Source organism: Haloarchaeobius litoreus (assembly GCF_024495425.1).
GTDB classification, from domain to species: domain Archaea; phylum Halobacteriota; class Halobacteria; order Halobacteriales; family Natrialbaceae; genus Haloarchaeobius; species Haloarchaeobius litoreus.
The window spans coordinates 226,291-252,632 of the sequence record NZ_JANHJR010000004.1; the positions used below are offsets into that span (position 1 = coordinate 226,291).

General features: G+C 67.8%; 28 protein-coding genes. 10 read left to right on the forward strand and 18 right to left on the reverse strand.

The window, feature by feature from the left end; genetic code table 11:
• Positions 1-141: 141 nt before the first annotated feature.
• The 5 genes from NOW55_RS18720 (at position 142) to NOW55_RS18740 (ending at position 3,606) form a co-directional block, all read left to right on the forward strand.
• A complete protein-coding gene (locus tag NOW55_RS18720; protein ID WP_256401642.1) occupies positions 142-633 on the forward strand; it encodes a DUF6789 family protein in 492 nt (163 codons plus the stop codon).
• A 10-nt stretch (positions 634-643) separates the two neighbouring features.
• Positions 644-1,402, forward strand: coding sequence for a ZIP family metal transporter (locus NOW55_RS18725; protein WP_256401643.1), 759 nt, complete (start codon positions 644-646; stop codon positions 1,400-1,402).
• Positions 1,403-1,598: 196 nt separating this feature from the next.
• Entirely contained in the window at positions 1,599-2,603 is a 1,005-nt protein-coding gene (locus NOW55_RS18730) for a CapA family protein (protein ID WP_256401644.1), read from the forward strand.
• 72 nt (positions 2,604-2,675) lie between these two features.
• Positions 2,676-2,816: a phage terminase large subunit family protein gene (locus NOW55_RS18735; RefSeq protein WP_256401645.1), complete on the forward strand. Its 141-nt coding sequence runs from the start codon at positions 2,676-2,678 to the stop codon at positions 2,814-2,816.
• 22 nt (positions 2,817-2,838) lie between these two features.
• Positions 2,839-3,606 (forward strand): proteasome assembly chaperone family protein, encoded by a 768-nt coding sequence (locus NOW55_RS18740; RefSeq protein WP_256401646.1) that lies wholly within the window; start codon positions 2,839-2,841, stop codon positions 3,604-3,606.
• A 109-nt stretch (positions 3,607-3,715) separates the two neighbouring features.
• On the opposite strand, the gene NOW55_RS18745 is transcribed toward NOW55_RS18740, so the two are convergent.
• Both NOW55_RS18745 and NOW55_RS18750 read right to left on the reverse strand, forming a co-directional pair.
• Complete coding sequence (locus NOW55_RS18745; protein ID WP_256401647.1) at positions 3,716-4,138, reverse strand: CBS domain-containing protein; 423 nt, start codon at positions 4,136-4,138, stop codon at positions 3,716-3,718.
• A gap of 95 nt (positions 4,139-4,233) precedes the next feature.
• On the reverse strand, positions 4,234-4,653 hold the full coding sequence (locus NOW55_RS18750; protein ID WP_256401648.1) for a DUF7539 family protein: 420 nt from the start codon (positions 4,651-4,653) through the stop codon (positions 4,234-4,236).
• Positions 4,654-4,818: 165 nt separating this feature from the next.
• On the opposite strand from NOW55_RS18750, the gene NOW55_RS18755 reads away from it, so the two are divergent.
• Positions 4,819-5,799 (forward strand): transcription initiation factor IIB, encoded by a 981-nt coding sequence (locus tag NOW55_RS18755; RefSeq protein ID WP_303648825.1) that lies wholly within the window; start codon positions 4,819-4,821, stop codon positions 5,797-5,799.
• A gap of 314 nt (positions 5,800-6,113) precedes the next feature.
• Positions 6,114-6,566: an Hsp20/alpha crystallin family protein gene (locus NOW55_RS18760; protein WP_256401650.1), complete on the forward strand. Its 453-nt coding sequence runs from the start codon at positions 6,114-6,116 to the stop codon at positions 6,564-6,566.
• A gap of 38 nt (positions 6,567-6,604) precedes the next feature.
• Here NOW55_RS18760 and NOW55_RS18765 read toward each other — a convergent pair whose 3' ends face one another.
• From NOW55_RS18765 to NOW55_RS18800, 8 genes are all read right to left on the reverse strand, one after another.
• Complete coding sequence (locus tag NOW55_RS18765; protein ID WP_256401651.1) at positions 6,605-7,243, reverse strand: dienelactone hydrolase family protein; 639 nt, start codon at positions 7,241-7,243, stop codon at positions 6,605-6,607.
• Between the two features lie 9 nt (positions 7,244-7,252).
• On the reverse strand, positions 7,253-7,633 hold the full coding sequence (locus NOW55_RS18770; RefSeq protein ID WP_256401652.1) for an Hsp20/alpha crystallin family protein: 381 nt from the start codon (positions 7,631-7,633) through the stop codon (positions 7,253-7,255).
• A 21-nt stretch (positions 7,634-7,654) separates the two neighbouring features.
• On the reverse strand, positions 7,655-7,819 hold the full coding sequence (locus NOW55_RS18775; protein WP_256401653.1) for a hypothetical protein: 165 nt from the start codon (positions 7,817-7,819) through the stop codon (positions 7,655-7,657).
• A 150-nt stretch (positions 7,820-7,969) separates the two neighbouring features.
• Positions 7,970-8,173, reverse strand: a complete 204-nt coding sequence (locus NOW55_RS18780) for a hypothetical protein (protein WP_256401654.1) — start codon at positions 8,171-8,173, stop codon at positions 7,970-7,972.
• Complete coding sequence (locus NOW55_RS18785; protein WP_256401655.1) at positions 8,173-9,558, reverse strand: nicotinate phosphoribosyltransferase; 1,386 nt, start codon at positions 9,556-9,558, stop codon at positions 8,173-8,175. The genes NOW55_RS18780 and NOW55_RS18785 overlap by 1 nt, the downstream gene beginning before the upstream one ends.
• 75 nt (positions 9,559-9,633) lie before the next feature.
• The gene (locus tag NOW55_RS18790) at positions 9,634-10,146 is read right to left on the reverse strand and encodes a hypothetical protein (RefSeq protein WP_256401656.1); all 513 of its coding nucleotides are present in this window, start codon (positions 10,144-10,146) and stop codon (positions 9,634-9,636) included.
• A gap of 5 nt (positions 10,147-10,151) precedes the next feature.
• Complete coding sequence (locus tag NOW55_RS18795; RefSeq protein ID WP_256401657.1) at positions 10,152-10,508, reverse strand: phosphosulfolactate synthase; 357 nt, start codon at positions 10,506-10,508, stop codon at positions 10,152-10,154.
• Between the two features lie 92 nt (positions 10,509-10,600).
• Positions 10,601-11,953: an MmgE/PrpD family protein gene (locus tag NOW55_RS18800; RefSeq protein WP_256401658.1), complete on the reverse strand. Its 1,353-nt coding sequence runs from the start codon at positions 11,951-11,953 to the stop codon at positions 10,601-10,603.
• A 306-nt stretch (positions 11,954-12,259) separates the two neighbouring features.
• Here NOW55_RS18800 and NOW55_RS18805 point away from each other — a divergent pair, with 306 nt between their 5' ends.
• Complete coding sequence (locus tag NOW55_RS18805) at positions 12,260-12,721, forward strand: pyridoxamine 5'-phosphate oxidase family protein (protein ID WP_256401659.1); 462 nt, start codon at positions 12,260-12,262, stop codon at positions 12,719-12,721.
• A gap of 14 nt (positions 12,722-12,735) precedes the next feature.
• Here NOW55_RS18805 and NOW55_RS18810 read toward each other — a convergent pair whose 3' ends face one another.
• Complete coding sequence (locus tag NOW55_RS18810) at positions 12,736-13,803, reverse strand: zinc-binding dehydrogenase (RefSeq protein WP_256401660.1); 1,068 nt, start codon at positions 13,801-13,803, stop codon at positions 12,736-12,738.
• Between the two features lie 191 nt (positions 13,804-13,994).
• Between NOW55_RS18810 and NOW55_RS18815 the strand changes: the two genes are divergently transcribed.
• Positions 13,995-15,230, forward strand: coding sequence for a site-specific integrase (locus tag NOW55_RS18815; RefSeq protein ID WP_256401661.1), 1,236 nt, complete (start codon positions 13,995-13,997; stop codon positions 15,228-15,230).
• A 19-nt stretch (positions 15,231-15,249) separates the two neighbouring features.
• On the opposite strand, the gene NOW55_RS18820 is transcribed toward NOW55_RS18815, so the two are convergent.
• From NOW55_RS18820 to rdfA, 3 genes are all read right to left on the reverse strand, one after another.
• A complete protein-coding gene (locus NOW55_RS18820) occupies positions 15,250-16,392 on the reverse strand; it encodes a Fic family protein (protein WP_256401662.1) in 1,143 nt (380 codons plus the stop codon).
• Positions 16,393-16,707: 315 nt separating this feature from the next.
• Positions 16,708-18,486, reverse strand: coding sequence for an archaea-specific SMC-related protein (locus tag NOW55_RS18825; RefSeq protein ID WP_256401663.1), 1,779 nt, complete (start codon positions 18,484-18,486; stop codon positions 16,708-16,710).
• A gap of 79 nt (positions 18,487-18,565) precedes the next feature.
• Positions 18,566-19,291, reverse strand: coding sequence for a rod-determining factor RdfA (gene rdfA / locus NOW55_RS18830; RefSeq protein WP_256401664.1), 726 nt, complete (start codon positions 19,289-19,291; stop codon positions 18,566-18,568).
• A 593-nt stretch (positions 19,292-19,884) separates the two neighbouring features.
• Here rdfA and NOW55_RS18835 point away from each other — a divergent pair.
• Entirely contained in the window at positions 19,885-21,309 is a 1,425-nt protein-coding gene (locus tag NOW55_RS18835) for an aldehyde dehydrogenase family protein (RefSeq protein WP_256401665.1), read from the forward strand.
• Positions 21,310-21,321: 12 nt separating this feature from the next.
• On the opposite strand, the gene NOW55_RS18840 is transcribed toward NOW55_RS18835, so the two are convergent.
• The 4 genes from NOW55_RS18840 to NOW55_RS18855 form a co-directional block, all read right to left on the reverse strand.
• Positions 21,322-23,040, reverse strand: coding sequence for a thiamine pyrophosphate-requiring protein (locus tag NOW55_RS18840; RefSeq protein ID WP_256401666.1), 1,719 nt, complete (start codon positions 23,038-23,040; stop codon positions 21,322-21,324).
• Positions 23,041-23,117: 77 nt separating this feature from the next.
• Positions 23,118-24,755 carry an FAD-dependent monooxygenase gene (locus NOW55_RS18845; RefSeq protein ID WP_256401667.1) on the reverse strand — a complete coding sequence of 546 codons (1,638 nt, stop codon included), beginning with the start codon at positions 24,753-24,755 and terminating at the stop codon, positions 23,118-23,120.
• Complete coding sequence (locus NOW55_RS18850; protein WP_256401668.1) at positions 24,756-25,814, reverse strand: WD40/YVTN/BNR-like repeat-containing protein; 1,059 nt, start codon at positions 25,812-25,814, stop codon at positions 24,756-24,758.
• Between the two features lie 74 nt (positions 25,815-25,888).
• Entirely contained in the window at positions 25,889-26,341 is a 453-nt protein-coding gene (locus NOW55_RS18855) for a MaoC/PaaZ C-terminal domain-containing protein (protein WP_256401669.1), read from the reverse strand.
• Position 26,342 lies beyond the last annotated feature (1 nt).

A 26,342-nucleotide genomic window follows, 5' to 3' on the forward strand; every position in this document is an offset into this window, starting at 1 on the left:
GGGCTGGTCGGTACGGTCCTGGCGTCGGTACTGTTCGGGGGCGGCCACTGTCTCGGCCCTGCCCCCCGCCGATCTGACCGTAGTGCGAACGGCACCCGGAACACGGTGCATACTATTCCAGACCAACCGCCAAGGGCCGCTATGGACCCCGTCCGAAGCACCCTCAGCAGTGGCTTTCTAGCCGCGGTCGTGCTGATCGTCCTGCTGCTCGTCGCCGACGTGTTCCTCGGCGGGCCGAACCTGTTCGTGTTCTCGACGTTCATGCGCTCCTGCGCGGTGGCGACGAGTCCGAACTGCGGGCTCGCCACCTCGACGGCGACACTCCTGACGTTCGTCTGGTTCTTCCTCCTGTTCGCCATCGCGTGGCCGTTGCTGTTCGCCGGGTTCACGTGGGGGTTGCCCGGCAAGTCCGGCATCACCCACGGCGTCGTGTTCGCCGCCATCGTCTGGCTCGGGTACGCGGTCTCGGTGTTCTACGGCATCGGGATGGGGGGACGGACCGTCGGTGAGAGCATCCCGTTCCTGATCGTGACGTTCGTCGCCTACGCCATCTACGGCCTCGTACTTGGTGGCGGGTACGACTACCTCGCAGCCCACCGGACCTTCCTGAGCGCGGAGGACGAGGCGGTCTGAACCCGTAGCGATGGACCCGTTCCTCTGGACCGTCATCGCAACCGTTGGGATGAGCCTGACCGCCTGGGTAGGCGTCTTTGGACTGTTCCTCAGCGAGTCGTTGCTCGACCGACTCCTTCTCGCGCTGGTTGCCCTCGCTGCCGGGAGTCTGGTCGGCGGCGCGTTCCTCCACCTCCTCCCCGAGGCGATCGCCGAGACGGGAGCCGAAGACACGCTGCCAGTCTTCATCTTCCTCATCGCCGGCTTCTGTACGTTCTACGTGCTGGAGGGGTTCCTCAACTGGCACCACCATCACGAGACGACACACGAGCGAAAGGCGGTATCGTACCTCGTGCTGGTCTCGGACGCCATCCACAACTTCATCGACGGCCTGGTCATCGCTGCGGCGTTCCTCAGCGGCATACCCCTCGGACTCGTCACCACGCTCGCCATCGGACTCCACGAGGTACCCCAGGAGATCGGGGACTTCGGCGTGCTCGTCTACGGGGGTTTCGAGCGCAAGCGTGCACTCGTCCTGAACTTCCTCACCCAGGCGACCGTGATCCTCGGCGGGGTCGTCGGCCATCTCCTCGGCGGTCGATTCTTGAACTACCCCGTGGTCCTGCTCCCGTTCGCAGCCGGTAACTTCGTCTATATCGCGAGCTCGGACCTGATACCGGAGATCAAGGCCGAGACCGAGCCAATGCGTTCGCTCCTCTACTTCCTCGTGTTCCTCGTCGGGATCGTACTGATGCTCGGCGTCAGGCTGCTTCGGGAGACACTCGCTTGAGACCGGCCACGTCGGCTGGCCGGGGCGTGCGGCTCTGCGAGCATCCGTCGGAGGACGGAGCCGTTGTCGAGCGACTTGTGCTCGTCCGCTGGACCCAGCACGACGATGCGGGGAGACCGAACCCCCAGAAAGAGACCGCCTACCGGCGATGAACCGTCGGGGCTGTTTTTCCACATCTCGCCCGTCGATACGACCCATGGCACCGAGGCTCGGGCTGACCGGCGACGTGATGCTCGGCCGCAACGTCGACGAGCGGCAGGCTCGTCGGAGCGTCACCACCGTGTGGGGTGACGTGCTCGAGCGGCTCCAGTCGCTCGACGGGCTGCTGGTGAACCTGGAGTGCTGTCTCTCGACACGTGGCACCCCCTGGCAGCGGACCCGACGGGCGTTCCGGTTTCGCGCGGACCCCGAGTGGGCGCTGCCGGCACTCGACGCGGCCGGGGTCGACTGCTGTGCGCTCGCGAACAACCACGTCCTCGACTTCGAGGAGGAGGCACTCCTCGACACGCTTGACCGGCTCGACGAGACGGGTATCGCTCGGGCTGGCGCGGGACGGACCCGTGAGACGGCGTTCGCCCCGGCCACCTTCGACGTGGACGAGGTTACCGTGGCCATCGTCTCGGTCACGGACAACACGCCGGAGTACGCGGCGACGGAACGGACGCCCGGAACGGCGTACGTCGACATCGAAAGCGACGAGTCCGGGACCAGAGAGGCGGTGGCTGCGGCGCTGGGCCGGGCCCGTGCTACGGACCCAGACCTCCTCGTCACCTCGCTGCACTGGGGGCCCAACATGGTCACGGAGCCGCCGGATTCGTTCCGCCGGTTCGCCCACTGGCTGGTCGAACAGGGCGTCGACGTCGTCCACGGACACAGTGCCCACGTGTTCCAGGGCATCGAGGTGTACGAGGGCCGACCCATCCTCTACGACACCGGCGACTTCGTCGACGACTACGCGGTCGACGACGAGCTGCGGAACGACCGCAGCTTCCTGTTCGAGGTCGCACTGACGCCGACGGGCGAGCCAACGAGCCTGCGGCTGCGACCGACCGAGATACATGACTGTGCAGTCCACGGCGCAGGTCCCGGGGTGGCTGCCTGGGCCAGGAAGCGGATGCGCGCGCTCTCCGCACCGTTCGGGACCGACTTCGAGCGGGCAGGGGACGGACTCGTCCTCGAAGTGGGCGGGACGTCCCCATGAGCGGCCTGTCGCAGCCCGTGACTCGACGGTAACCGACGACGAACTTTTATCCTCCCTCGCGTGGGAGACCACATGACAGGGCGTTGTCCCCACTGCGAGGAGGAAGTGACACCACGAAACGGCGGCGAACCCGGTGAACACTCCGGCGTGGCCACCGTCTGGGTCTGCCCCGTCTGTGACACCATCCTCGGCGTCTCGGAGTGGATGGACTGACCACCGTAATCCAGCACTACCCATGACCCAGGACACACCGACCGCGACGTTTCGACGGTTCACCGACGTACAGGCAGACGAACCCTACCTCATCGAGGGCCTCCCCGGTCACGGCCTCGTCGCGTCCATCGCGACCGACCTCGTCACCAGACAGCTCGAGCTCGAGCACCACGGGAGCATCGTCTCCGACGAGTTCCCGTCCGTTGCTCCGTTCAAGGACGGCCGCGTACAGGACCTCGTCAGGGTGTACGCGGGGGAAGAACCGCCCGTGTTGACGCTCCAGAGCGACGTCCCGCTCCCCGGGCGAGCGTTCGAGCCACTCGCGAACTGCGTCCTCGAAGATCTGGCGGCCGAGTTCGAGTTCGCGATCTTCCTGACCGGTGCGCCGGCCGGGAGCGAGGAGGAGATCGGCGAGGTGTTCGGCGTCGCGACCACCGACGAGGTCGAGGCTGAACTCCGCGAAGCGGACATCCGTATCGCGGACGGGTTCGGCCTCATCGGGGGTGTCACGGGCGCGCTGGTCTCGGCCTGTAATCAGGCCGGCGTCCCAGCGTCGGTACTCGTCGTGAAGGCGAACCCGTACCTGCCGGATCCGACCGCCGCACAGTCCGTCATCGAGAACGCGCTCGAGCCGCTCGTCGACTTCGACATCGACACCACGGAGCTGGAGGAGCAGGCCGACGAGATACGGAAGCAGATGGAGGAGATCTCGAAGCACTACCAGCAGATGATGGCGTCAGAAGGGCAGGACCCACCCGAAGAGCCGTCCGGCCCGACGATGTTCCAGTAGCCGGTTGCACGGTCGCTGCGACCGAGCTGGCCGTCACGGCGGCTCGAACTCGTCGGGGTGCTCCGCGTCAGACTCGTCTGTCTCGGGCATGGGCTCGGTCACGTGACGGTCAGTAGCTCGGCGACTCGGCCTCGATGACACCGGCGAGCCCGCCCATCTCGTCCGAGAACAGGACCACGAGGTCGTCGAGCGTCACGATTCCACTGAGTTCGCCGTCGTCGTCGACGATCGGCATGCGTCGGACCTCGCCCCGGTACATCTCCTCGGTGACCTGGAACACCCCGTCGTCCTCGTGGGCCGTGATCGGGTTCTTGCTCATGATGTCGCCGACGGTCACCTCGCGGGGGTCGGCACGTGGTTCGAGCACCTCGAGTGCGAGGTCGCGGTCCGTGACGATGCCCACCGGGAGGTCGTCCTCCTCGACAACCACGCTACCCACAGCCTCCTCCTTCATGACGGTCGCGAGGTTGCCCGCGGTCTGGTCCCGGTGTATCGTGATGACGCCCGTCCGTGCGATATCGCTGATTGGCATGGCTCAGAACGGTCCCCTCGGCTGCCAGTCCGTTAAGTATGAACTGCGAACGAGCAGTAAGCTGATGTGAACCCACGAATCGGGGTCGGCGTCCCTTAGTTCGACGCCGAACGGAGGAACGCGTCCAGGTCCGTCTGGATGTACGTCGCCACGCGCTCGCAGTAGGTCCAGAGCACGTCGTTGTACTGCTCCCGAGACGCCTCGTCGAGGCTCTCCTCGCCCCTGAAACCCTCGTATGGGATCTCGGGGTGGTAGGTGCAGACGACACCCAGTTCGCCGGGCTCGACGCCGCCATCGTGGACGATGCCGTACTCGTCAGCGCCCCAGATGCCGGGCTCGCCACGCCGCGTCAGGTCGGAGTCGATACGGTCGAGTTCCCCGAGCTCCGCGTCCGTGAGTGCGGCATCCGGCCCCTCGAACAGCTCCGTGTAGGCCTGGTCACGCGCCTCGTAGGTCCACTCAGGCAGGCGCTCGCGGGCACGCCGCACCGTCTCGCGGTCGATTTCTGCGCTCATAGCCGTCCAGCACTACGTCGGCCATCATGAAAACGCTGGGGAGGACCCACTCGTGCAGCCGCAGCGACCTCCAGACCGCGATAGGTTTATATACGTAATGCGGTTACTCATAGTTAGTTAGTTCGGGTCCGAGACGTTCGCGTTCCGGCCCCGAGTGACGACGAAATGAGTTCTGTAGATACGAGGACAGGAACGGACGGAGTAGAGACCGAGGTGGAGCGACCGACGGAGAGCGTCGCCGAACGCACGGAGACGTGTCCCGAGTGCGGGGCCCGGCTCGCGACCGACCCCGAGCACGCGGAGACGACCTGCACCGAGTGTGGCCTGGTGGTCACCGACCGACACGTCGACCGGGGTCCGGAGTGGCGGTCGTTCGACGACGGTGAGCGGGGAAGCCGCAGTCGGGTCGGAGCACCGACCACCCGGCTCCTCCACGACAAGGGGCTCTCCAGCCACATCGGCTGGGAGAACCGCGACGGTCGCGGCTCCACGCTGAGCCCCCGCCAGCGACGGCGGATGGGCCGGCTCCGGACCTGGGACGAGCGCTTCCGGGCGAAGAGCCACGACGACCGCAACCTCAAGCAGGCGCTCGGTGAGATCCAGCGGATGGGGAGCGCCCTCGGCCTCCAGGACGAGGTCAGGGAGACCGCGAGCGTCATCTACCGGCGAGCCCAGGCGGAGGACCTGCTCCCGGGACGCACCATCGAGGCCATCTCGACCGCCGCGCTGTACGCGGCGGCTCGCCAGATGGACAACCCCCGCAGCATCGACGAGGTCGCCGCGGTGAGTCGCGTCGGCGAGCAGGAGTTCAAGCGGGCGTACCGCTATCTGATCCGCGAGCTCGAACTGCCGGTCAAGCCCGCGAACCCACAGCAGTACATCGCCCGGCTGGCGTCTGCACTCTCCACCCGGCCGGAGACCGAGCGACAGGCACGCGAGCTCCTCGCCGCCGCGGAAGGGACAGGCGTCTTCACGGGCAAGAGTCCGGTCGGGCTGGCAGCAGCGGCCCTGTACGCCGCGTCCCAGCTCACCGGCGAGCGGCTGACGCAGGACGCGGTCAGCGAGGTGGCCGAGGTGAGCACCGTGACCATCCGCAACCGGTACAAGGAGCTCCTCGAGCTCCACGACGGCCGGACCGACACCTGACCGGGCCACAGGACGCGTTTCACGGTCCGATTCAGCGCATCGAGCTTCCGGGCGAGTCGTTCGCTGGCGGCAGCAATCTCGTCGGCCCGTCCGTCGACACGGCCCGAGGCGGCGGTCGGGAGGTTCTCCTCCGATTTGTCTCGTGCACCCACGGTATTCAGCGCCGCACGACAAGTTCGGTGTGGAGAGCCGCTTAGGCCGGTCGATACCCGCAGACAGGAGTCTGTTCGTCTGGAACTGGAAACCACCTGAAAAGTAATCCGTCACATGATATTTTCCGTCGTTCACCGTACTTCGACACGGAGTCGACAGCAATGAGCACACCCAGCAACCCCTTCGAGGAACTGATGCGACTCACCGAACGGATGAACCAGCAGTTCGAGGAGACAACACGCACCTGGTCGAGGGACGGCCCCGCATCCTGGTTGTCGATGGAAGGAGACGAGATGTCACTGGACCTCGTCGAACACGACGACGAGTTCGTCGCCGCCGTCGACCTACCGGGGTTCGAACGGGACGAGGTGACCATCCGCGTGACCGACCACCGACTGGAGATCGATGCCGAACACGAGGCCGAGACAGAGGAGGAGGAGGAGCACTACCTCCGACACGAGCGTACTCACCGCGAGCTGCACCGGTCGGTCCGGCTGCCCGACGAGGTCGATACGGAGAACGTCGAGGCCAACATGCGGAACGGCGTCCTGACCGTCACGCTCCCGAAGCGCGAGGTGACGGAGGCCCGCACCATCGAGATCGAGGAGTCCTGAGAAGTCGGCGTTCCCGGCCCTCTACCCTGCCCGGTTCCCTACACGAGGTGGTCGCCGAACCAGTCTGCCGCGAGTTCCGCCACCCGCTCCAGCTCACCCTCGCCTTCGAACAGGTGTCCCGCACCCTCGACGACGACGAGTTCCTTCTCACAGGCCAGTCGCTCGTACGCCTCGCGGTTCAGCTCCAGCACCTGCGTGTCCGCCCCGCCCACCACGAACAGCGTCGCCGCGGTCACGTCCGGTAGCTGGGCCGACGCGAGGTCGACGCGGCCACCCCGGGAGACGACGGCACCGACGTCCTCTCGGGCCGCGGCAGCCCTGAGCGCGGCGGCCGCACCGGTGCTGGAGCCGAAGTACCCGACCGCGAGCGGGGCCGTGTCCTCGCGCTCGCGGAGCCAGCCCGTGGCCGCATCGAGGCGGTCGGTCAGCCGGTCGATGTCGAACCGGTTCTCGTAGGCCCGGTCCTCGGCCTCGGTGAGCAGGTCGAACAGGAGCGTCCCGAGGCCCCGCTCGCGCAGGACGGACGCGACGTACTGGTTGCGGGGGCTGTGGCGGCTGCTGCCGCTGCCGTGGGCGAACACGACCAGCCCGGAGCCCCCGTCCGGCAGGTGGAGCTCACCGTCGAGCGTCGCCGAACCAGCCGGGATCGAGACACGGGACCCATCCTGGTCGGCCATCCGCTACCCTCACTCCACCTCGACACGCTTCGGCCGGTGACGCCTCGGGAGGTGGACCCTGAGGACGCCACCGGTGTAGTTCGCCGAGACCCGTCGTTCGTCGACGGGCTCGGGGAGGTGGAGCACCCGCGACACCTCTCCGCGACCGCGCTCCTGCCTGAGATACCGGTCCTCGTCCCCCTGGCCGAAGTCGGCGGCGATACGGACGCGGGCGTTCCGTACGCTCACGTCGATGTCCTGCGTCCGCAGGCCCGGCAGGTTGGCCGAGACGACGAACTCCTCGCCGTGGTCCTCCAGGTCGATCGGGAATCCGTCGCCGTCCGTGCGAGGTCGATCGGCTGTCGGCTGTTCAACACCGCGCGCGCTCGTCCGCGGTTGATTGCGTCTCATTGTCGAAAACCATCCGCGTGGTCACTCGTCGGTCGCGAGCTCCCGCTCCATCAGGTCCTCCAGCAACTCCTCGTACTCCATTTCGGACCCTCGGACCTCTTCGAGGGCCTCCCGCATCTCGCGCTCCCGCTGTCTGCGCTCCTCGTCGAGTGCCTTCTTGTCTCGCCCTTTTCGGGTGTCTGGCATGTGCTACCATTGAACGTGTTCACTCCTAACCTTTGTGCTATCCTGTCCGGTTGCGGATAGGTCCAAGCGTCCCACGACCCTGGGCCCGAGAGCGCTCGCCGGTCCCGATGAAGTGGCCGCGGTCGGTGCACAGCCGTATCCGCCACATGGTCAGCGAGCGCGCGACTGTCCCGAACGCTGCCGAGACCGAGCCGGCCCCTTCGCGCCGGTCTCCCGGAGTGTTCCTTCGGTCTCCGAGACGCGGGCGCCCCCGTCGAGCGTCCCGTACTCGCTCGTGCCGATGTCGCGGCTCTCCATGGCTCTCCGGGGCTCGAACGACGCGGTGCCCGGGGGGTCGGTGTCCACCCGACCCATCACTCGTCCCTCAGGTACTGTCGTTCGAGCTCCTCGCGGAGCGCACCCGTCATCTCTTGGAGCCCGTCGCTCGGCCGCACCTGATACGAGGCCGGCCGCCTGAGGGCTCGAAACCGGGCCGGGAGCCGTGTGAGCTGTCCCAGGGTCCGCTCCCGACAGGTCGCGAGCGACGGCGATTCACCCACCCATTCGCCGTCCTCGACGACGACCCGGAGCTGTTCATCGCCGCGTCCAGCCTCGTCTCTGAGGGCGAGCACGTCCCGATGGAACCGTCCGTCCCGCTCGACCCTGCGGACGCTCTTCTGCCACGGGTAGGTGGCCTTTCCGGGCGAGAGCTTCATCGACGGGACGAGGTCCCCGTCCTGCTCTACAGCGACCAGCTTGTACACCATGTTGAGCGTAGGGGCGTCCTCGCTGGTGACCAGTGCCGTCCCCGGGCCGAAGCCCGTCGCGACTCCGCCCCCGTTGAGGAACGACTCGATGCTGTACTCGTCCATCCCCGAGGAGACGAATATCCCGCAGTCGACGATCTCCGAGACCGTCTTCGAGAGCCCGACGAGGTCCCCCGAATCCAGCCGGACACCCTCGATGTCGAGCTCTCGTTCCGCGGCGACGCTGGCGGCGGTCCGCGCGCCCCCGACCGTGTCGTACGTGTCCACGAGCAGGACCGAGTCCTCGCCGTAGACATCGAGGAACGCTTCGAATGCCTCCCGCTCCGTCGGGAAGCTCTGGACCCACGAGTGCGCCATCGTCCCGGCGGTCGGGACGTCGAAGCGCCAACCGGCTTCGACGTTGGAGGTCGCGTCGAAGCCGCCGATGTACGCAGCACGGACGGCCTTCAGTCCCGCGTCTGTTCCGTGCGCTCTTCGGGAGCCGAAGTCGACGAGCGCCTGACCGTCGCCGAGCCGGTCGACCGTATCTCGCATCCGGGCGGCCTTCGTCGCGACGAGGCTCTGGTAGCCCACCTGGTTCAGCAGTAGCGTCTCGAACAGCTGTGCCTGACTGATGGGCGCCGTCACCTCCACCAGCGGTTCGTCGGGGAACACGACCGTCCCCTCCGGCACGGCCCGTATCTCGCCGGTGAACTCGAACGCCGCGAGGAACTCGAGGAAGCTCTCGGAGAACCCGAGCGAGTCCAGGAACGCGAGCTCCTCGTCGTCGAACGAGAGGGTCAGGACGTAGTCGAGCGCCTGTTCGAGCCCCGCCGCGACGACGTAGCCACGGTCGGTCGGCAGCGACCGGAAGTACAGGTCGAACGTCGCGAGCGGGTCGTGACCCGTCTCGTGGTACCCCTGCAGCATCGCCAGCTCGTAGCGGTCCGTGAACAGTGCGAGCCCGGAAGCCCGGGCGTCGGGTCCTGCCGCTCCGCGTGTCGGTGGCGCCATCCCGTCGACAGTGTCGCGGGTGAGCCCTTTTGTTCGCCTGCCACTACCCCCCGGTGCGGTGGCGGTCGCCCGGGCTCAGACCGACAGTTGCGGGACCGACCGGCTGACCAGGGCGTACACCGGGCCGAGGATGGCACCGTAGACGAGGTGCGAGACGCCCATGACGAGCGCGGTGACGAAGGTCTCGATGCCGGGGGTCGGGACGAACGGGAACGGGAGCCCGGCGTCGATGCTCGCGTTGATAGCCAGCGGGAAGATGACACCGCCTGTCACGAGCCCGAGGAACGCGCCGTAGCCGATACCGATGCCGACGAACGTCGAGAGTCCGAAGGACTCGTGACGGACCAGCGGTCGGGAGAGGATGGCCGCGAACACAAGCGCGAAGACGACGCTGTGGAACAGGTGGGCGAGCCAGCCACCGACGAACGTTTCCATCCCGTAGATCGCCCCGATGGTGGGCAGAATATCGGTGCCCACCGAGAGCACGACGCCCATCCCGACCCCCGCGAGCAGTCCAGCGACGGCCGCCGCCACCCACGGGTGGTACCCGGTCTCTTGCGCAGCGGGTTCGGTGGTCTCGTAGGCCATCGCGATCACCCCCTGCTGGAGGACGCGACCCTGCCCCGGGTCGACTTCTTCCCCCAGAGCCCGGAGCGCATGCACTCGACGGTTCCACCGGTCGAGACCTGGAGGTCGAACTCGGGGGAGCTCTCGACGAGCTCTCGGACCGCAGACTCCGGCAGCAGGGCGAACGAGCCCCCCGAGAACTCGTCGCTACCCACGTAGTGGCCCATCGTCTCGGGGCTATCTCGAAGCGCCCGCGGCTCCATCGGGTCGTCGTACGGCCCCCGGCTCTCCGTGATTCCACGGTCCCGGGGCTCCGCCGGTCTATCGGTGAGGTGCAGGAAGTCGAACGCGCGCTCGTCGAGCGGCATGGTTCGTGCGAGCATACCACGATATCGGTAATAGGAGTACGTGATGCTCCTGAACGTCGGACGCGGTAACGGTGTGCTACTGGGCGGACGCGTCGCGCGGCCAGTGGTCAGTCCAGCAGCGCGACGAGGTCCGCGACCTCGTGGTCCTCAATCCCTCTCACCGTCTCGACGATGCGGTCCCGATGGGCCTCGTCGTAGCGGTCCGCAGTCATCGACTCGAACTTCGCCACGAGGTCGTCCCACGACATCGGCTTGCTCGGATGCCCCGCGAAAGCGTCCTTCTCGACGCGGTACACCGTCCCGTCGTCGACTGCGACGTCGACGATGGCGGGCATCGCACCCGCCTCGAAGCGCTCGGTCAGCGTGTCGTCCTCGTCGACCGACACCGTCTCGAGCAGCCGCTGCACCCCCTCGCGATGGATCCGTTCCGGCGTGTACGATTCCCGGGTGAGCTCCCCGTCGACGAGTGCCGCCGACAGCATGTACGGCAGCGAGTGGTCCGCCTGTGCCTTCGTCTGTACGTCGTGACGGTTGCCCTCGCCGCCACCGATGATGAGCGCGGCCCCGTGGAACGTCTGGAGCGTGATGGCCTCGACGCGCTCGTGGTCGATGTCCTCCCCCGCGGCGAGCTCGACGATGCCCTCGACCGCCGACTGGGCGTAGGTCTCCGCGACGTATCGCTTCGTCATCGTGTCGAGGACGCGCTCACAGCCGGTGTCGAGGTCGAGCTGGAACGGGCCGGAGATGACCTCCTTCCAGCCCTTCTGGCCCTCGAACAGGTCGACCGGTCCCTCCATGCCGTGGTCGGCGAGCACGACCGAGTGGACGGCGTTCCGCGCGGCGTTCGCGCTCGCGACGCCCTTCCACTCGTTGATGCCGCCGGTCCGGGTCACGCGCAGCGCGTTGTGCGCGGTGCCGGCGATGCCGATCGCGTTCCGCAGTTGCTCCGTGTCGAGCCCACGGGCGTCCCCGGCCGCGGTCGCGGCCGAGACGACCGTGTGCGTGACGTGGTCCCAGCCGCGGCCACGCACCGGCGCGTTCCAGGCGAGTTCGCCCTGCACCTCGTAGGCCACGGCGAGCGACGCGAGGAGTTCGGCCCCGGAGCGCCCCTGCTGTTCGGCCACGGCGAGTACGGCGGCCACGTTGTCGCTGGGGTGGGGCGTCTCCCCGGGCGCGAGGAACGAGTCCATGTAGTCGAGGTAGCGGACGAGCGTGGTGTTGTACATCGCCGCGGCGACCGGCGAGGTGTGTCGGCCGCTCCCCCACAGCCGACAGTCGCCGTCGCCGGCGTACTCGTCGACCGTCGACCGCACGACCGCGGAGGTCTCCGCCTCCATCGCGCCGACCGCGATGCCGAGCGAGTCGAGGAGTCGCTTCTTCAGCTCGTCGCGGACCGGCCCAGAGAGCGACTCGTACTCGACGTCACGGGCGAAGGCCGCGAGTTCAGCCGTCGTGGTCATGGTTCCGGGCGGAGCCTCCCGTTCGATTCCGGGTCGCGGTACGATGTTCGGGTCACGATAGTTCCCTCCGTTCGTGCCCGTGGAGGATTGTTATACGCCGGAGAGCACGGGCAACTGCGGGTTACTGTGCCGGGCGTGGGTTCCTCCCGACACGCTGTAACGGCGACGTACTCTCACGCTGGCACCGGTGTTCGGACGCGAGGACGGTGCTCCACCGGCAGGTGCCGGACGGCTAGCCCACCCGACGAATCCACCGGACTACATAAACCGTCGCCGTCCGTCTGTGTAGACGACCCGGAGTTCACCATGGAACACATCGAGTACGCGTACACCCACGGGATGGACGACGAGGAGATAACCGAGCGACTGCGCGCCAAGGGAACGGGTGTGCTGTCACTGGCCGACGACGGCGACGCCTACGGCATCCCACTGGCCCACTACTACGACGGCGAGGACCTCTACTTCCGACTGGGGATGACCGAGGACAGTCGGAAGCGCGAGCTGCTGGACGGTGGTGGCATCGTCTCCTACGTCGTCTACGGGGCAGAGGAGACCGAGGACCCGCGCAGCATCGACTCGTGGAGCATCGTCGCGGAGGGGACGCTGACCCGCATCCCCGAGTCGGACCACGACAGCTTCGACACCGCGGAAATCAACCGCCACTTCTCCCCAATCCGCGTGTTCGACGAGGATATCGAGGAGATCGATATCGTCATCGTCCGCCTCGATGCCGACTCGATGACGGGACGGAGGACGTCCTTCGACTGACCGGACCACCGCCCTCAGCCACCGAACTCGGTGACGACCTCCACCCCGCGCGTCCCGTAGTCGGTCATCGCGGCCAGCCGGTCCGACACCTCCGAGAGCGCGACGCGACGGGTCACCAGTGCACCGGGGTCGATTCTGTCGGCCGCGATCATCCGCAGGAGCTCGTCGTACCGTGTCGGGGGCATCCCCCGTGAGCCGAGGAAGGAGACGTCCCAGCGAGCCATCGCGTCGATGGGGAGCGAGACCTCGCCGCGTTCCGCCTCGGTCGTGAGGCCGAGCTGGACGTGGGTCCCGCGCGTCCGCAGACAGTCGACGCTGTTGCGGCAGGTCTCGGCACGCCCGAGCGCGTCGACCGAGACGTGAGCACCGTCGCCGGTCAGCGCCTCGACCTCGCCCGGCACGTCGTCGACCGTGGACGCGTCCACCGTCGTCGTCGCACCGAGATCGCTCGCGAGTTCGAGCGGTTCCTCGCGCACGTCCACGGCGACGACGCCGGCCCCGAGTGCGGCCGCGAGCTGGACCGCAGCGAGGCCGAGCCCACCGCAGCCGTGGACGGCAACCCAGTCACCGGCCGCGAGGTCGACGCGGTGCGAGAGCGCGTGGAACGCCGTCACGTACCGGCAGCCGAGCGCGGCCATCTCCTCCGGCTCCACGTTCGACGGGAGCCCGATGGCGTTGTAGTCGGCGTGGGGGACGTGGACCGCCTCCGCGAACGCCCCGGGCGCGTCCAGCTCGAAGCCGAGTGCGTACCCGTCGTCGCAGACGTTGCCGTGGCCGTTCAGGCAGTGCGGACAGGCCCCGTCGCCGAGGTTGAATGGGACCGCGACGCGGTCGCCGACCGACAGTCGCGTCACGTCGTCGCCCACCGCGACGACCCGGCCCGCGGGCTCGTGACCGAGCACCTGCCCGAGGGCGACCTGGTCGTCCGCCCACTCGCCGTGACCCTGCCAGGCGTGCCAGTCGCTCCGACAGATGCCGCAGGCTTCCACCTCGACCACCGCGCCGTGGGGTTCGGGGTCCGGTTCCGGCACCGACTCGATGCTCAGGGGTTCGCCGTAGGATTCGAGGACTGCTGCGCGCATATCGAGACGGAGCAGGGGAGCCACCTTAGCTCTGGGCCCGCGGGAGGAGGGTCGCGACCGACAAGAGCTAAATGCCGGTGTAACACACTCTCCCACAGAATGGCTGTCGTCGAGGACACGTCGAACGCGTCCGCGGCCCCCGCGCCGGACGAGGAGAATCGTCGGACGACCGCTCGTCGGCCGGTGCGAGGATGAACCGGCGAGCGTCCGGCGACCGTGGGGACCGTCCCATCGCCGCGACCTTCGACCGGTACCTCCAGGACAAAGGCAAGGGTCGGGGCGGCCAGGGCGGCAACTACCGTCGGAACGCCGCCCGCGAGCTGGAGCGATTCGCCGACTGGGCCCGCGGCGACCGAGGCCCGGACGACTGGGACGGCATCGTCGCCGAGGCAGATCGTGAACCCGCGTTCGCCGACCTCGACGACCGCGTGTTCCGGGAGTACGCTCGCCACCTCGCCGGCGACCGCGGCCTCAAGCCGAACACCGTCCAGACGTACTACGCGTACGTCTCCGCCTGGTGCGGCTGGTGCGTCAACGAGGGCTACCTGAGCGCTCACCACGCCCAGCGGGCAAGTGCGACCGCCCCGTTACCCACCGACGACGGACGCAAACCCGGGGACCAGCAGGCGTGGACCCCAGAACAGCGACACGCGCTGACCCGCCACGTCGACCAGGTGGCACGGGACGCCGTCGAGACGTTCACGACACTCGACGAGGACACAGACCCGGTCGACCGCGGTCGCGCCCGCTACCGCGCCATCCGCGCCGCCAGGGACCGCGCGCTCGTCTTCGTCGTCGCCTACACCGCCGTCCGCATCGGCGAGGTGCTCCGGGACCCCGACGACCCGCGCCGGCGCGGCGTCCGCTGGAGCGAGGTGGACCTCGACGCGGGGAGCATGGAGGTCTACCGCAAGAAGCAGCAGTGGGACGCCGCGAGCCTGCCGGACCCGGTCCTGGGGCCGCTGCGACGCTACCGCCGGCTGCTCGACCCGCCGAGCGACCGGTGGCCGGTGTTCCCCACCTTCGACCAGCGGACGCTCGCCGGGCTGGTGCAGGACGGGCTCGCTGACCGCGGGCTGCGACCCGGGGAGATCGACGACCGGCGCGGCGAACACGCCCGCGACCTGTTGCTCGCACTGGACGCGGACCTCCGGCCACCGTCCCTGACGACCGACGGTGGCCGGGGTGTCCTGCGGCGCGTGACCGAGGCGAGCGACGTCACGGTCGACCACCCGAAGCACGACTACCTCGCCCCCCACGGCGGCCGGCGGGGCATGGGCGAGGTGCTCGTGCGGGCGTTCGGCTACACCGTCGCCGCCCGGTACCTCGACAACTCCGAGGAGATGGTCCGCGACCGTTACTCGCACATCGAGGCCGGCGAGCTCGGCGACGTGGCGACCGAGGCGCTGGACGACGTCGACTTCTGACCGGTCGCCCTCGCTCGACTCAGGGCGACCCGACGACGTCGATTATCTGTGGCGCCTCGTACACGCGGTACCGTTCCCCGCCCGAGATCTCCTCGACGATGCCCTCCGCCTCCAGCGCCTCGATCGCGTCGTACACCGCCTGTCGTGACCGCCCGGTCGCCTCGATGGCCCGGCTGGCGGTCAGGTACGGCTCCTCGAAGACGTAGTCCACCACGTCACGCACCGCCGGACGGTTCGGGAACAGGTCGTAGTACTCGGCCTGGAGCGCCTGGAGTTCGACCCCGCAGTCGTACGCGTCGATGGCCTGTTCCGCGACCGCGTTCAGGACGAACGTGATCCACTCCTCCCAGGCCCCGTCCCGACTCACCGCCAGGAGGAGGTCGAGGTACCGTTGCCGTCGCCGGTTGAAGTACGCGCTCAGGTAGAGGTACGGCTCGGGGAGCAGTCCCGCATCGTACAGCTGGAGCATCATCAGGAGCCGCCCGAGCCGGCCGTTCCCGTCGCGAAACGGGTGGATGGTCTCGAACTGGTAGTGGGTGATGGCCACGTCGACGAGCGGGGGGTACGACCCACGGTTGATGTACGCGACGAGCTGGTCCAGGAGCAGGTCGACCGTGTCGGGGTTCGCCGGGACGAACCGGGCGCTCTCGGCCGAGCCGTCCGGCGAGCCGATGTACACCGGAACGTCCCGTAGCTCGCCCGGATGCTCGTCGACGCCGCGGGTGTCGTGGAGCAGGGTCTCGTGGAGGTCCCGAATCAGATCGACGCTCAACTGCTCGCCGTCGCCGAGCCGCTCGAACCCCTGCCTGACCGCGTCCACGTAGTTGTACGCCTCCCGCACGTCGCGCGAGTCGGCCGCCGACCGCTCCGGAGAGCCGTCTATCTCGTGCAGGATGATGTCCGAGACGGTGACGTTCGTCCCCTCGATCTGCGAACTCATCGCGGCCTCGCGAACGACGAACGGTGCGATGAGGAGGTTCTCGTTGTCCACGTTCCGGTGGAGCGTCGCCAGCCGACCGAGCGCGTACTGCGCGTCGCCGTACACCCGGAGCAGGTCGTCGGTGTACTCGATCTCCGGCGGGAGACTGGCCGGCCGGTAACACGGCAGGCCGTCGTGCGGGTCGATGGTTCCCGGCCCGTCGGCGAACTCCGCTGGGTTCATCTTGACGCAGACTGCGCTCCGAACGACCCTAAATCTACTGGATGCCACTGGAGCTGATTTAGAGGAGAATGGAGACGGTCTGTGTCAACGCGGACGGCCTCGGAGTGAGCGCCGAATGGCCCATCTTGACGCAGACCGCCATCCGCACGACTCTAAGTCAACAATCTGGGCGAAGAACTGATTTAGAGGATGGGTGGAGCCCGTCTGTGTCAACCGTGAAGAGTCTGCGGAACCCACCGCGACCGCTCCCCCGTCGGCGTGGCGGGCGGGCCCGGCGACGCCGCGACGGAAGCGCTCGACGGAGTCGACCGCTGACTACGCCGTCGCGTCGACCTGGTCCGAGACCACGTCCCACTCCGCGGGGTCGATGTCGTGGCCCTCGAACGACGACTGCTCGGGGTAGGCCGTGCAGACGACGCGCTCGGAACGCTCCGAGAGGTAGTCGACGAGCAGGTGGAGGTTCCTGTCTGTGAGCCCGCCGAGGCTGTCGACGAGGATGACCGGCACCCGGTCGGCCACGTCGTACGCCTCGTAGCCCGCGAGCGCGGCGACCAGCCCGAGCAGCACGACCTCGCCCTCGCTGAGCGCGTCGAGCGACGCCTCGCGACCGTCCCGGGCGACCACGAGGTCGAAGTTCGAGGTCAGCCGCGCGCTCTCGTAGCTCGTCTCGAACGTCTCGATGATCTCCGTAATCGCCTCCGAGAACGCCTCCCGCGTCTCCGTCTTCATCCGCTCACGGCGGGTCCGGAGCGCCTCTATCTCGTCGGAGAGCGACCGGCGCTCGTCCTCGAGGGTCGACTGCTGGGCGGCACGCTCCTCCAGCGTCTCCACCTCGGAGCGGAGGTCGGAGAGCTTCTCCTGCGTGTACTTGATGTCGCTCTCGACGGCCGTCAGTTCGTTCTCCTGGTCGGAGACCGTCTCCTCGAGCTCCGCGACCCGCTCCGTGACCGCTTCGACGGAGTCCCGCTTCCGGACGAGGCTCTCACGTCGTTCCTCCAGCTGGGATTCGAGGTTCCCGATCTCGCGCTCCAGCTCCCGCTCCCGACGCTCTTTCTGGCGCTGTTCGTCCTTCTTGGCCTGGAGTTCGCGCTTCTCCGTCCGGTAGGCGTTCGCGTCCTGCTCCAGCTCGGTTATCTTCCCCTGAAGCGCCTCCAGTCGGTCCTCCAACGCCCCACGGTCGGTCTCCGCGCCACAGACCCAGCACGACATCGAATCCTCGACGAGGCCACGCTCCACGTCCGAGACGAGCTCGGTGCGACCCTCCTCGACGACCCGCCGGTTCGCGCTGTAGACGGACTTCAGCAGTTCGATGTCGGACTCGTGCTCGGTCACCCGCTCTTCGAGCCGTTCGAGGTCCGCTTCGATGGCCGAGTGGTCGGGCACCTCGAGGTCCGCCAGCTCGGCCTCGTGTTCCGCGAGGTTCTCCTCGATGCGCTCGATACTCTTCTCGAGTCGTTCTATCTGCCCCTCGATGCGCTCTTGCTCGGCCCGGGCACTGCTGAGGTCGTCACGCGACCCCGCATTCTCCGGGGGTTCCTCGATCTCCTCCCGTCGTGTCTCGAGCTCCGCGAGCTCCTCCTCGAGCGAGGCGATCTGCGTCTGCTTGGAGACGAGCTTCTCGCTGGCCGACCGCGCCCGGTTCAGCTCGGACTCCACCTGCGAGCGCTCCGCCTGCAGGTCGGCGATCTGCTCGTTGATGTTCTCCAGTTCGAGCGGCCTCGTCAGGTAGGACTCGAGGTTCTCGCCGTTCTGCACCGCCGCCCGTATCGGATTGTCCTCCGTCAGGAACGCGTAGAGGGAGGCACAGGCGCGGTCGTACTCATCTTCGAGGTAGGGTGTCCCGTTCCGGGCGACGGTCCGCCCCTGTCGGCTCAGTCGAACCTCGTACTCGTCGTCCTCGGTACGCAATGTCACGCGGCCCTCGGCCGCCCCCTCGGTCAACGGCGAGCGCGTCCCCATCGCCGTCTCCACCGCCCGGATGAGGCTCGACTTGCCGCGCCAGTTCTCCGCTCGCACCGCGTTCAGACCGGGTTCGACGGTCGTCTTACCGTCGAGGATGCCGGCGATGTTCTCGATATCCAGGGTCCAGGTCATGCGTGTGGGTTGGTGTGTATGGTTGTTAAACTCGCGGACGGGACGAGGAACGAACCGGGGCGGGGTCGCGGTCGCAGGCTCACAGCCCGAAGGAGGGCTCCTGCCTGTGGTGGACCGACGTCGACCAGTGGAACGAGTCGCCCCCGTTCCCCGCCAGTTCGATAGAGCGCTCTGCATCCTCGGGCGCGATCGACTTGTGGTCCGGGCAGACGTAGTTCCGGTTCAGGGCGACGTCGAGTGGAACCCGCGTCGGGCACTCGCTGCAACAGAGCTGGACGCGGACGTCGACCTCGACATCCTGTTCGTCCTCGATGCGGCCCTTCGACTTGAACGACTTCAGCGCCTCCTTCACCTTCTGGGTGCTCCGCTCGCGCGCGATCTCGATGCTCTCGCGCTCCCAGTCGGTGTCCGCCTGTTGTTGCTCCTTGCTCGCCTGGAGGCAGTCCTTCAGGTGGTTCCGCATGGTGCTCCAGGAGATCATGTCGTCGAGGACAGCCTCGGCGTCGATGCCGTCGGCGGCGAGTTCGTCGACGACCTCCATCTTCTCGATGCCGTCCGCGGTGAGCGCCTCGTAGTCGCCGTCGATGCGCGCACTGATGGTGGTACGGCCTGCCCGCTCGTACGCGTGTCGTAGCAGCCGCTTGTTGAACCACTCCGTGAGCGTCCGGTACCCGACCGACGACTGACGGCCCGTACCGAGCCACCGCGAGACCAGCTGGTCGTCGATGTCGTCGGTCGTCTCACCGGAGTCGAGGTCGTACTCGTCGACGAGTAAACCGACTTTACAGCAGGCCGTGTTGGTCACTATGGACCCTTCGAGAAACGGATTAATAAAGATACCTGCTAGAAACGCGAGACAACAGTTCTCCAATTCATCCCACGCGAAACTCCTGCCAACATGAGAAAAGAATACTGCAACAGATACTTATATTTCACAGATACGTTGGTATCGCAGGAATCCGGCCCACCATCGCAGACAATTCGGTTCGTCGAAAGGAAGCCTCGAATCAGTGCCGCCCGAAGAGCCGTACCCCCCGATTCAGAGCCACTATATCGGACGGAACTTGCCGAAACGCGCGGAGTTCGACCGGCCGGGCTCGGGTCTTCTGGAACGTACCTGGCCACATTGTATCGGTATCAGAACAGTATAGAGCAGACGGACACCAATAGTAAGCAGACGTATACCTTCCCGAACATACCAATAATAGTATCTGATTACGGGCTCGGCCCGCGACGGGCCGAGTGTCGCGTTCAACCCGGAGGTTTCGAACCACTGAGACACCACCAGGGTGGCCGTTCGATGGACCCACCGGAACGACGGACAGGTGGAGCCTGGTGGCTCTCCACCGACGCCGACCGAACACAAATCATGAAGTAGGTTGGCATGCAACGTGTTCCATGCCTCCGACCGAGGAGTATGGGCTATACATAGACGGCGACTGGCACGGGAGGGAGCGACAGTTCGAGGTACGCGACCCGGCAACGAACGAACCGCTTGCGACGGTCGCCTCGGCGTCGGTCGAAGACGCAGAGCTGGCGATCGAAGCGGCGGCGACGACCTTCGAGGAGTGGCGGCAGGTCGACCACAGCGACCGCGGCAGCCGTCTTCTACGGGCCGCGGACGTGTTGCGAGCGCACAGCGACGAACTCGCGCGGACCGAGACGCTCGAGACCGGTCGACCGCTCGGGCAGTCGAAGCGACGTATCGGCGGTGCCATCGGCTTCTTCGACTACTACGGTGGGATGGCCGACAAGATAGAGGGAGAGACCATCCCCATCGACGGTGATCGGCACAGCTACACCGTCCGTGAGCCACTCGGGGTGACGGGCCACATCGTCCCGTGGAACTCGCCCAGCATCCTCGCAGCACGGAGCTTCGCCCCGGCGCTGGCCTGCGGGAACACCGTCGTCGCGAAGCCCTCGCCCGACGCCCCGTTGACTGTCCTGCGGCTGGCGGAACTGCTTGGCCAGGCGGGACTCCCGGCGGGGGCCGTGAACGTCGTCCCCGACGCGGACGCCGTCGCCGGGAAGACGATAACGGAGAGCGACACCGTCGCGGGCATCAGCTTCACCGGGTCGCGGGGGGTCGGCAAGCAGGTGCTGAAGACCGCCGCGGACACCCTCACACCGGTCGACCTCGAACTCGGCGGAAACACGCCCTGTATCGTCTTCCCCGACGCCGACCTCGACGCCGTCGTCGAGGACGGACTGAAGGCGTACGACAACGCCGGCCAGATCTGCTTCACCATCTCGCGCTTCTTCGTCCACGCGGACATCTACGACGAGTTCGCCGACCGCTTCGCCGAAGCCATCGATTCCCTCGTCGTCGGAGCCTGGGACGAGGAGCCCGACGTCGGGCCGGTCATCTCGCCGGCAGCACGTGACAGGCTCGTCGATTACGTCGACGGGGCGGTCAGCGACGGCGCGCGCCTCCTCGCCGGCGGGACGATTCCCCGGGAGGATGGCAACTTCTACCGCCCGACGCTGATAGACCAGGTGGACGACACGGACCCGGTCGCCTGCGACGAGCTGTTCGGACCGGTGAAGACCCTGCACGAGTTCGAGGCCGAGGCCGAGGTGGTCGCCCGTGCGAACGACACCGAGTACGGCCTCTACGCGGTCATCTGGACGAACGACGTCTCGCGCGTCCACCGGCTGGTCGAGGCGATGGAAGCCGGCGTCGTCGCGGTGAACGAGTTCCCGATACTGGCCCCGCAGACACCCTTCGGCGGCTACAAGGAGAGCGGCATCGGCCGTACGAAGGGCCACCACGCCATCGAGCACTTCACGCAGGTCAAGAGCGCGACCATCAGCTACGAGTGAGCCCTCGAACCATTACGGTCGCTCGTCGAGGCGGACGTGGACCACGGCAGGCGACCCGTCATCGACCGCCGCGACTGCGTCATCGAGACACGCTGCGAGCGCCGCCTCGTTCTCGGCAACGGCCGTGTGTGCATCGACGATTCCCGCCGGGGCCGTGAGTGCAGGCGCAGGGTCGAACGTCCGCTCCGGCAGCCCGTCGTTCTCGACGACGCCCTCGGGGTACTGACTCAGCGTCGCCCGTTCGACTGCGTTCCAGCCACCGTTGTCGTAGATGACGGTCAGTGTCGGTGCACCCACGGCCGCCGACAACCACGCCGAGATTGCGGGGTGGGTGAACAGGTACGAGCCGTCGCCGACGATGGAGACGACGCGTGCGTCGGGACGCGCGAGCTTCGCACCGACGGCGGCCCCACCCGCCCAGCCGAGCCCGGCACCGCCCTTCGACAGCATCCCGTCGCCGACCGGGACGTCGAGGTGCTCCCGCAGCGCTCCCATGGCGGTGACGGCATCCTCCACGACGATTGTCGACTCGTCGACGACCCCGTTCACCACGTCGGTGGCGACCTCGGGTGTCAACGCCCCGGCGTCACGATGGGATTCGAGCGTCGCAGCGCGTTCCGCTCGACGCTGCTCGGCCAGCTCCGCGAATGCGAACCCAGCCGCTTGCTCACCGTCGAGTGCTTCGACGAGCCTGTCGAACGTCTCGCCGGGGTCGGCCGCGACACGCTCGTCCACGGCGAAGTTCCAGACGGGGAACGTTCGCTTCGTGGGCTCGGGGTCGATCTGCACGACCGTGGTTTCCGGTGTCGGCTCCCCGCGTGACGGAATCCAGGGGACCTCGACCGAGGCGAGCACGACGAGGTCGGCCCGTTCGAACGTCGGTGCTGGGTCGAAGCCGAGATGCTGTGGGTGGTCCCTGGGGAAGCCGACCCGGGTCGAGGCGTGTTCGACGACGCCGGCACCGGTCGCCTCCGCGAACGTGACGAGGCGCTCCGGGTCGCACGTCCCGCCGGTTATCACGACCGGTGCCTCGGCCGCCGAGACAGCGTCGGCCAGCTTGGCGACCGATTCGGCGCTCGGTCCGGGTTCACCGGCCGACGTCACGTCGCGCAGTTCGTCGAGTTCGCCGTCGTCGAACCGTGCCTCCAGCGCCTCCCGCGTCGCCGTCACGTACACGGGACCTGCTGGCGCGTCCTGTGCCCGTTCGAGCCCGCGAGCGACGAGGTCCGCGGGGTCGGCGGGTGGCCGGTACTCGTCGGTCCAGCGGCAGTACTCGCGGACGATGCCGGGCTGGTCGAACACGTCCTGGTGGTAGTGGACGAAGTGGTTCCGGGAGCCGAGATAGCCGGAGTCGGTGACGGGAGCGAGTCCCGCCGCGACGAACACGGGGACGTTCGCCCGGTGGGCGTTGTGCATCGCCGCACCGAGGTTCTGGGTCCCGACGTCGACGTGGACGAGCACGACCTGCGGCGTCCCCGTGACGGCCGTGTAGCCGTGAGCCGCGCTCATCGCGACGAACTCGTGCGGGCAGACGACGACGGAGGGCATCGCATCGGACTCACCGGCCGACCGGAGCCGCGCCATCGCCTCGAGCAGCGGCGCGTGGTCGGTCCCGAGGTTCGCGAAGACGTACTCGACTCCGTGCTCGCGCCACGCCCTGAGCAGTCGTTCGGCCGCGCTCGTCGTGCTCGATTCCGCGGACTCGGCGGGAGGCTCTCGGGGGACGTCCATGGTCACTCAAGCGTCGCCCGGAGCTTATAGTTTGGTAGTGACCCGCACGGCGGCGTTTCAGAACGGGTGGTCACCACTCAGGTCCCGAGAGTGGCCCCGGAGATGGTTTCGAAGATCGAGTGGGGGTCAGGGGGATCGCTGGAGCCACGCCACGCGACGTGCTGGTCCGGCCGCACCAGCAACAGCGGTGCCTCGTAGTCGTGCGAGAGTCGGTCGCCCGCGACGGTGACGACGGAGAGCGGGATGCCACGGTCCGCGGCCGCCGCCCGAAGGCCATCGACCGAAACGCCCGCATCGAGACGCAACAGCGTGAGTCCCGGGCCGAGCTCGTCGTAGAGCGACCGGTCCGCCTCCCTGTCGAGCCAGCTGTGGGGCAGGCGTGTGCCGGGATAGCTCGTCTGGACGTGCTCGGTTCGACTCAACGGGGGTGCCTCAGCGTCGTCGTCGACGACGACCGGCGAGTCGTCGTAGCGGTAGCCGAGGACCATCCCGAGGCTGTGGAACTCCAGTTTCTTCTTCTCGTAGATGTCGGCGGCGAGCGCCTCGTAATCGGCCGTCGCTATCTCGTCGGCGGCGTCGACGTGCCCCGAGACGAGGTCCGCCGGCGAGGACCGCATGTTCTCCGTGGAGACGTCGATGACCTCCTCGTGGACACCGCGTCGCTCGGTCTCGTACGTCCTCAGCAGCGCCGGGTCGGCCCAGCCGTTCAGCACCGCGCCGAGCTTCCAGCCGATGTCGACCGCGTCGGCGACGCCGGTGTTGTAGCCGTGTCCGCCCCACGGTGGGTTGAGGTGGGCCGCGTCGCCGACGAGGAACACGCGTCCTGCCCGTGCATCGTCGACGAGGAGCATCTTCGCAGACCAGGGGTCGGTCGTCAGGACGGTCATCTCGAACTCGTCACCGACCATCTCGTAGACGAGCGACTCCGGGTCGATTGCGTCGAGGTCGGCGACGCCGACGGCGATGAGCCACCACCGGTCTTCGAGGTCCAGACGGCCCATGAACCCCTGGACGTGGGGGGTCAGGGTCCAGTAGTGCACGGCCGGGCCGAGCCCGTGTCGCTCGGCGAGGTGCGGCGCGCGGAACACGACCCCGAGGTTCTGTCGTGGGCTCGCGTCGCCCTCGTAGGCGGAGCCGATCTCCTCGCGGACGGTGCTCCGCACGCCGTCACAGCCGAGCAGGTACTCGGCGCGAATCTCCCGCTGCTCCCCGCGGCGGACGCTCATCCGTTCGACCGTGCTCTCGACCGTCGCCGTGACGCCCCCGTCGTCCTGTTCGAGCGAGTCGAGTCGCCAGCCGGTCGCGAGCGTGCAGTTCGGGTCCTCCTCCACGACGTCCCGCAGGGTGTCCTCGGTGAGGAACTGCGGAACCTGCTGGGCGGGCTCGGCGTACGACTCCGACGGCTTCATGCCGAACACGTTGTCGAATCTGGCGAGCTCGTCGCCCAGCAGACTCGTACAGAAGACGACCTCCTGCGACCAGCCGATGGGCAGGTTCGCCGCGTCGCGGATGCGGTCAGCGACGCCCCAGCGCCTGAAGTGTTCCATCGTCCGGACGTTCGTGAGCTTCGCCCGCGGATTGGTGTGGCTCACGTACGTCCGTGGCTCGACAATCACGCTCTCTATGCCGTGCAGACTGAGTTCTGCCGCGGCCGACAGACCGGTCGGACCGCCACCGACGACGAGTACCTGTGTCTCGGGCGGGAGTGCTGGCACTCAGACCAGCTCCATCCGGCCGATGCTCGACGGCACCGTCCCGACTGTCTCGTAGGTGCCGTCCTCGTGCCGTCGCAGCACCGTTCCCTCGACGTCGAGCCGTGGGTCGGGGATGTCGAAGAGCCCGCCGCCACAGAGCACCGTCCCGTCGTCCTCGACGACCCAGTCCTCGATGACGTCGCGGGGTTCACCCGGGAACTCCACACGTTCGAAGGTCCGACCGAAGTTCGTCGACTCGAACAGCGCGGCCTCGTGGCTGTCGGACTCCCAGTCCGGCGGCGCACCGCTGGCACCGCTGAAGAACACCGTGCCGTCGTGTGTGAACGCCCGGCGGATGTACGAGTACTCGTTCCCGGGGTCGAGCCGCTTCCACGTCCGACCAGCGTCGGTCGTCCGGAAGAGCCCGCCCCAGCCCGTCGCGTGGCCGAGGCCCGTCTGGAGGCCGACGTGCTCGAGTTCGAGGTCGAAGTAGCCCGTCGCCGCGAGCCAGCAGTCGCTCGTCAACGGGAGCACGTGGTGCACGTCGTCCTCGATTCCCTCGCGACAGTCCCGCCAGGTGTCGCCACCGTCGTCGCTGACGTGGACGCCGCCGACCTCGACGGCGACGACGAGCCTGCTCGGCGCGTCAGGTGGCTGCTCGATGTTCCGGATGCGCGCCCGCTTCGGGTCCTCGGGGGACTCCCAGTGCGGCTGTGATTCGAGCTCCCTGAAGCTGCGGAGCTCGTGCCAGGAGTCGCCGCCATCGTAAGACCGGTAGAGCGCCGGCTGGTTCGTCCCCGCGTACAGCGCGTCCCCAGTCGCCTGGACCGAGAACACGATGTCGTCGCCTTCGACCCAGTAGCGGTCGCCCTTCGGGACGTCGAGTTCGGTCCACGTCTCGCCGCCGTCGGTCGACCGATAGACGCCGGCCGTCGAGCAGACGACTATGCCGTCGGCATGAGCGAGGTCCTCGACCTGGGTCACCCGGCCGCAGTCGAGCACGCGGTCCGTCTCGCCCTCGGTGAACGGGATGTCGGTGACGCGGTACAGTCCATCGTCTGTCCCCATGAGGAGTGCCATCGTTCCACAATCGTCGACCGACTACTTAGCCGTTGCTTCGCCCCCGACAACGGCGGCCGGAGGTCGCTGCCAGTTCATCCGCCGTCGCCACGTACCCGGACCAGCCCCGAGTCGACGTACGAGATGACCTCGCCGCCGTCCGTGTCGTGGCCACTCACCGACAGCCGGTAGATACCGCGGTCGGGGTCGGTCTCCGACCGGCGAAGCTCGGGGATCGACAGCTCGACGGTGAGCTCGTCCCCGGGCCTGACGGGGGCGTGCCAGCGGAGGTCGTCGATGCCAAGCCCGGCCACGACCGCGAGGTCGCGCTTGAACTCCACGGTGACGACGCTGTTGACCGCCGAGAACGTGTGGAAGCCGCTCGCGATGAGTCCGCCATGTTCGGACGCCTCGGCGACCGATTCGTCCGTGTGGATCGGGAGCGGGTCGTACCTGCTCGCGAACTCGACGATCTCGGCCTCGGTCATGCGGTAGGTGCCGAGGGTGCCGACCTCGCCCGCCGAGAGGTCCTCGAAGTACCGTGCCATC

Bases quoted from the DNA above. Each gene is read 5' to 3' on its own strand.
- NOW55_RS18720 (WP_256401642.1), top strand. From the start codon at position 142: ATGGACCCCGTCCGAAGCACCCTCAGCAGTGGCTTTCTAGCCGCGGTC.
- NOW55_RS18725 (WP_256401643.1), top strand. From the start codon at position 644: ATGGACCCGTTCCTCTGGACCGTCATCGCAACCGTTGGGATGAGCCTG.
- NOW55_RS18730 (WP_256401644.1), top strand. From the start codon at position 1,599: ATGGCACCGAGGCTCGGGCTGACCGGCGACGTGATGCTCGGCCGCAAC.
- NOW55_RS18735 (WP_256401645.1), top strand. From the start codon at position 2,676: ATGACAGGGCGTTGTCCCCACTGCGAGGAGGAAGTGACACCACGAAAC.
- NOW55_RS18740 (WP_256401646.1), top strand. From the start codon at position 2,839: ATGACCCAGGACACACCGACCGCGACGTTTCGACGGTTCACCGACGTA.
- NOW55_RS18745 (WP_256401647.1), bottom strand. From the start codon at position 4,138: ATGCCAATCAGCGATATCGCACGGACGGGCGTCATCACGATACACCGG.
- NOW55_RS18750 (WP_256401648.1), bottom strand. From the start codon at position 4,653: ATGAGCGCAGAAATCGACCGCGAGACGGTGCGGCGTGCCCGCGAGCGC.
- NOW55_RS18755 (WP_303648825.1), top strand. From the start codon at position 4,819: ATGAGTTCTGTAGATACGAGGACAGGAACGGACGGAGTAGAGACCGAG.
- NOW55_RS18760 (WP_256401650.1), top strand. From the start codon at position 6,114: ATGAGCACACCCAGCAACCCCTTCGAGGAACTGATGCGACTCACCGAA.
- NOW55_RS18765 (WP_256401651.1), bottom strand. From the start codon at position 7,243: ATGGCCGACCAGGATGGGTCCCGTGTCTCGATCCCGGCTGGTTCGGCG.
- NOW55_RS18770 (WP_256401652.1), bottom strand. From the start codon at position 7,633: ATGAGACGCAATCAACCGCGGACGAGCGCGCGCGGTGTTGAACAGCCG.
- NOW55_RS18775 (WP_256401653.1), bottom strand. From the start codon at position 7,819: ATGCCAGACACCCGAAAAGGGCGAGACAAGAAGGCACTCGACGAGGAG.
- NOW55_RS18780 (WP_256401654.1), bottom strand. From the start codon at position 8,173: ATGGGTCGGGTGGACACCGACCCCCCGGGCACCGCGTCGTTCGAGCCC.
- NOW55_RS18785 (WP_256401655.1), bottom strand. From the start codon at position 9,558: ATGGCGCCACCGACACGCGGAGCGGCAGGACCCGACGCCCGGGCTTCC.
- NOW55_RS18790 (WP_256401656.1), bottom strand. From the start codon at position 10,146: ATGGCCTACGAGACCACCGAACCCGCTGCGCAAGAGACCGGGTACCAC.
- NOW55_RS18795 (WP_256401657.1), bottom strand. From the start codon at position 10,508: ATGCTCGCACGAACCATGCCGCTCGACGAGCGCGCGTTCGACTTCCTG.
- NOW55_RS18800 (WP_256401658.1), bottom strand. From the start codon at position 11,953: ATGACCACGACGGCTGAACTCGCGGCCTTCGCCCGTGACGTCGAGTAC.
- NOW55_RS18805 (WP_256401659.1), top strand. From the start codon at position 12,260: ATGGAACACATCGAGTACGCGTACACCCACGGGATGGACGACGAGGAG.
- NOW55_RS18810 (WP_256401660.1), bottom strand. From the start codon at position 13,803: ATGCGCGCAGCAGTCCTCGAATCCTACGGCGAACCCCTGAGCATCGAG.
- NOW55_RS18815 (WP_256401661.1), top strand. From the start codon at position 13,995: ATGAACCGGCGAGCGTCCGGCGACCGTGGGGACCGTCCCATCGCCGCG.
- NOW55_RS18820 (WP_256401662.1), bottom strand. From the start codon at position 16,392: ATGAACCCAGCGGAGTTCGCCGACGGGCCGGGAACCATCGACCCGCAC.
- NOW55_RS18825 (WP_256401663.1), bottom strand. From the start codon at position 18,486: ATGACCTGGACCCTGGATATCGAGAACATCGCCGGCATCCTCGACGGT.
- NOW55_RS18835 (WP_256401665.1), top strand. From the start codon at position 19,885: ATGCCTCCGACCGAGGAGTATGGGCTATACATAGACGGCGACTGGCAC.
- NOW55_RS18840 (WP_256401666.1), bottom strand. From the start codon at position 23,040: ATGGACGTCCCCCGAGAGCCTCCCGCCGAGTCCGCGGAATCGAGCACG.
- NOW55_RS18850 (WP_256401668.1), bottom strand. From the start codon at position 25,814: ATGGCACTCCTCATGGGGACAGACGATGGACTGTACCGCGTCACCGAC.
- NOW55_RS18855 (WP_256401669.1), bottom strand. From the start codon at position 26,341: ATGGCACGGTACTTCGAGGACCTCTCGGCGGGCGAGGTCGGCACCCTC.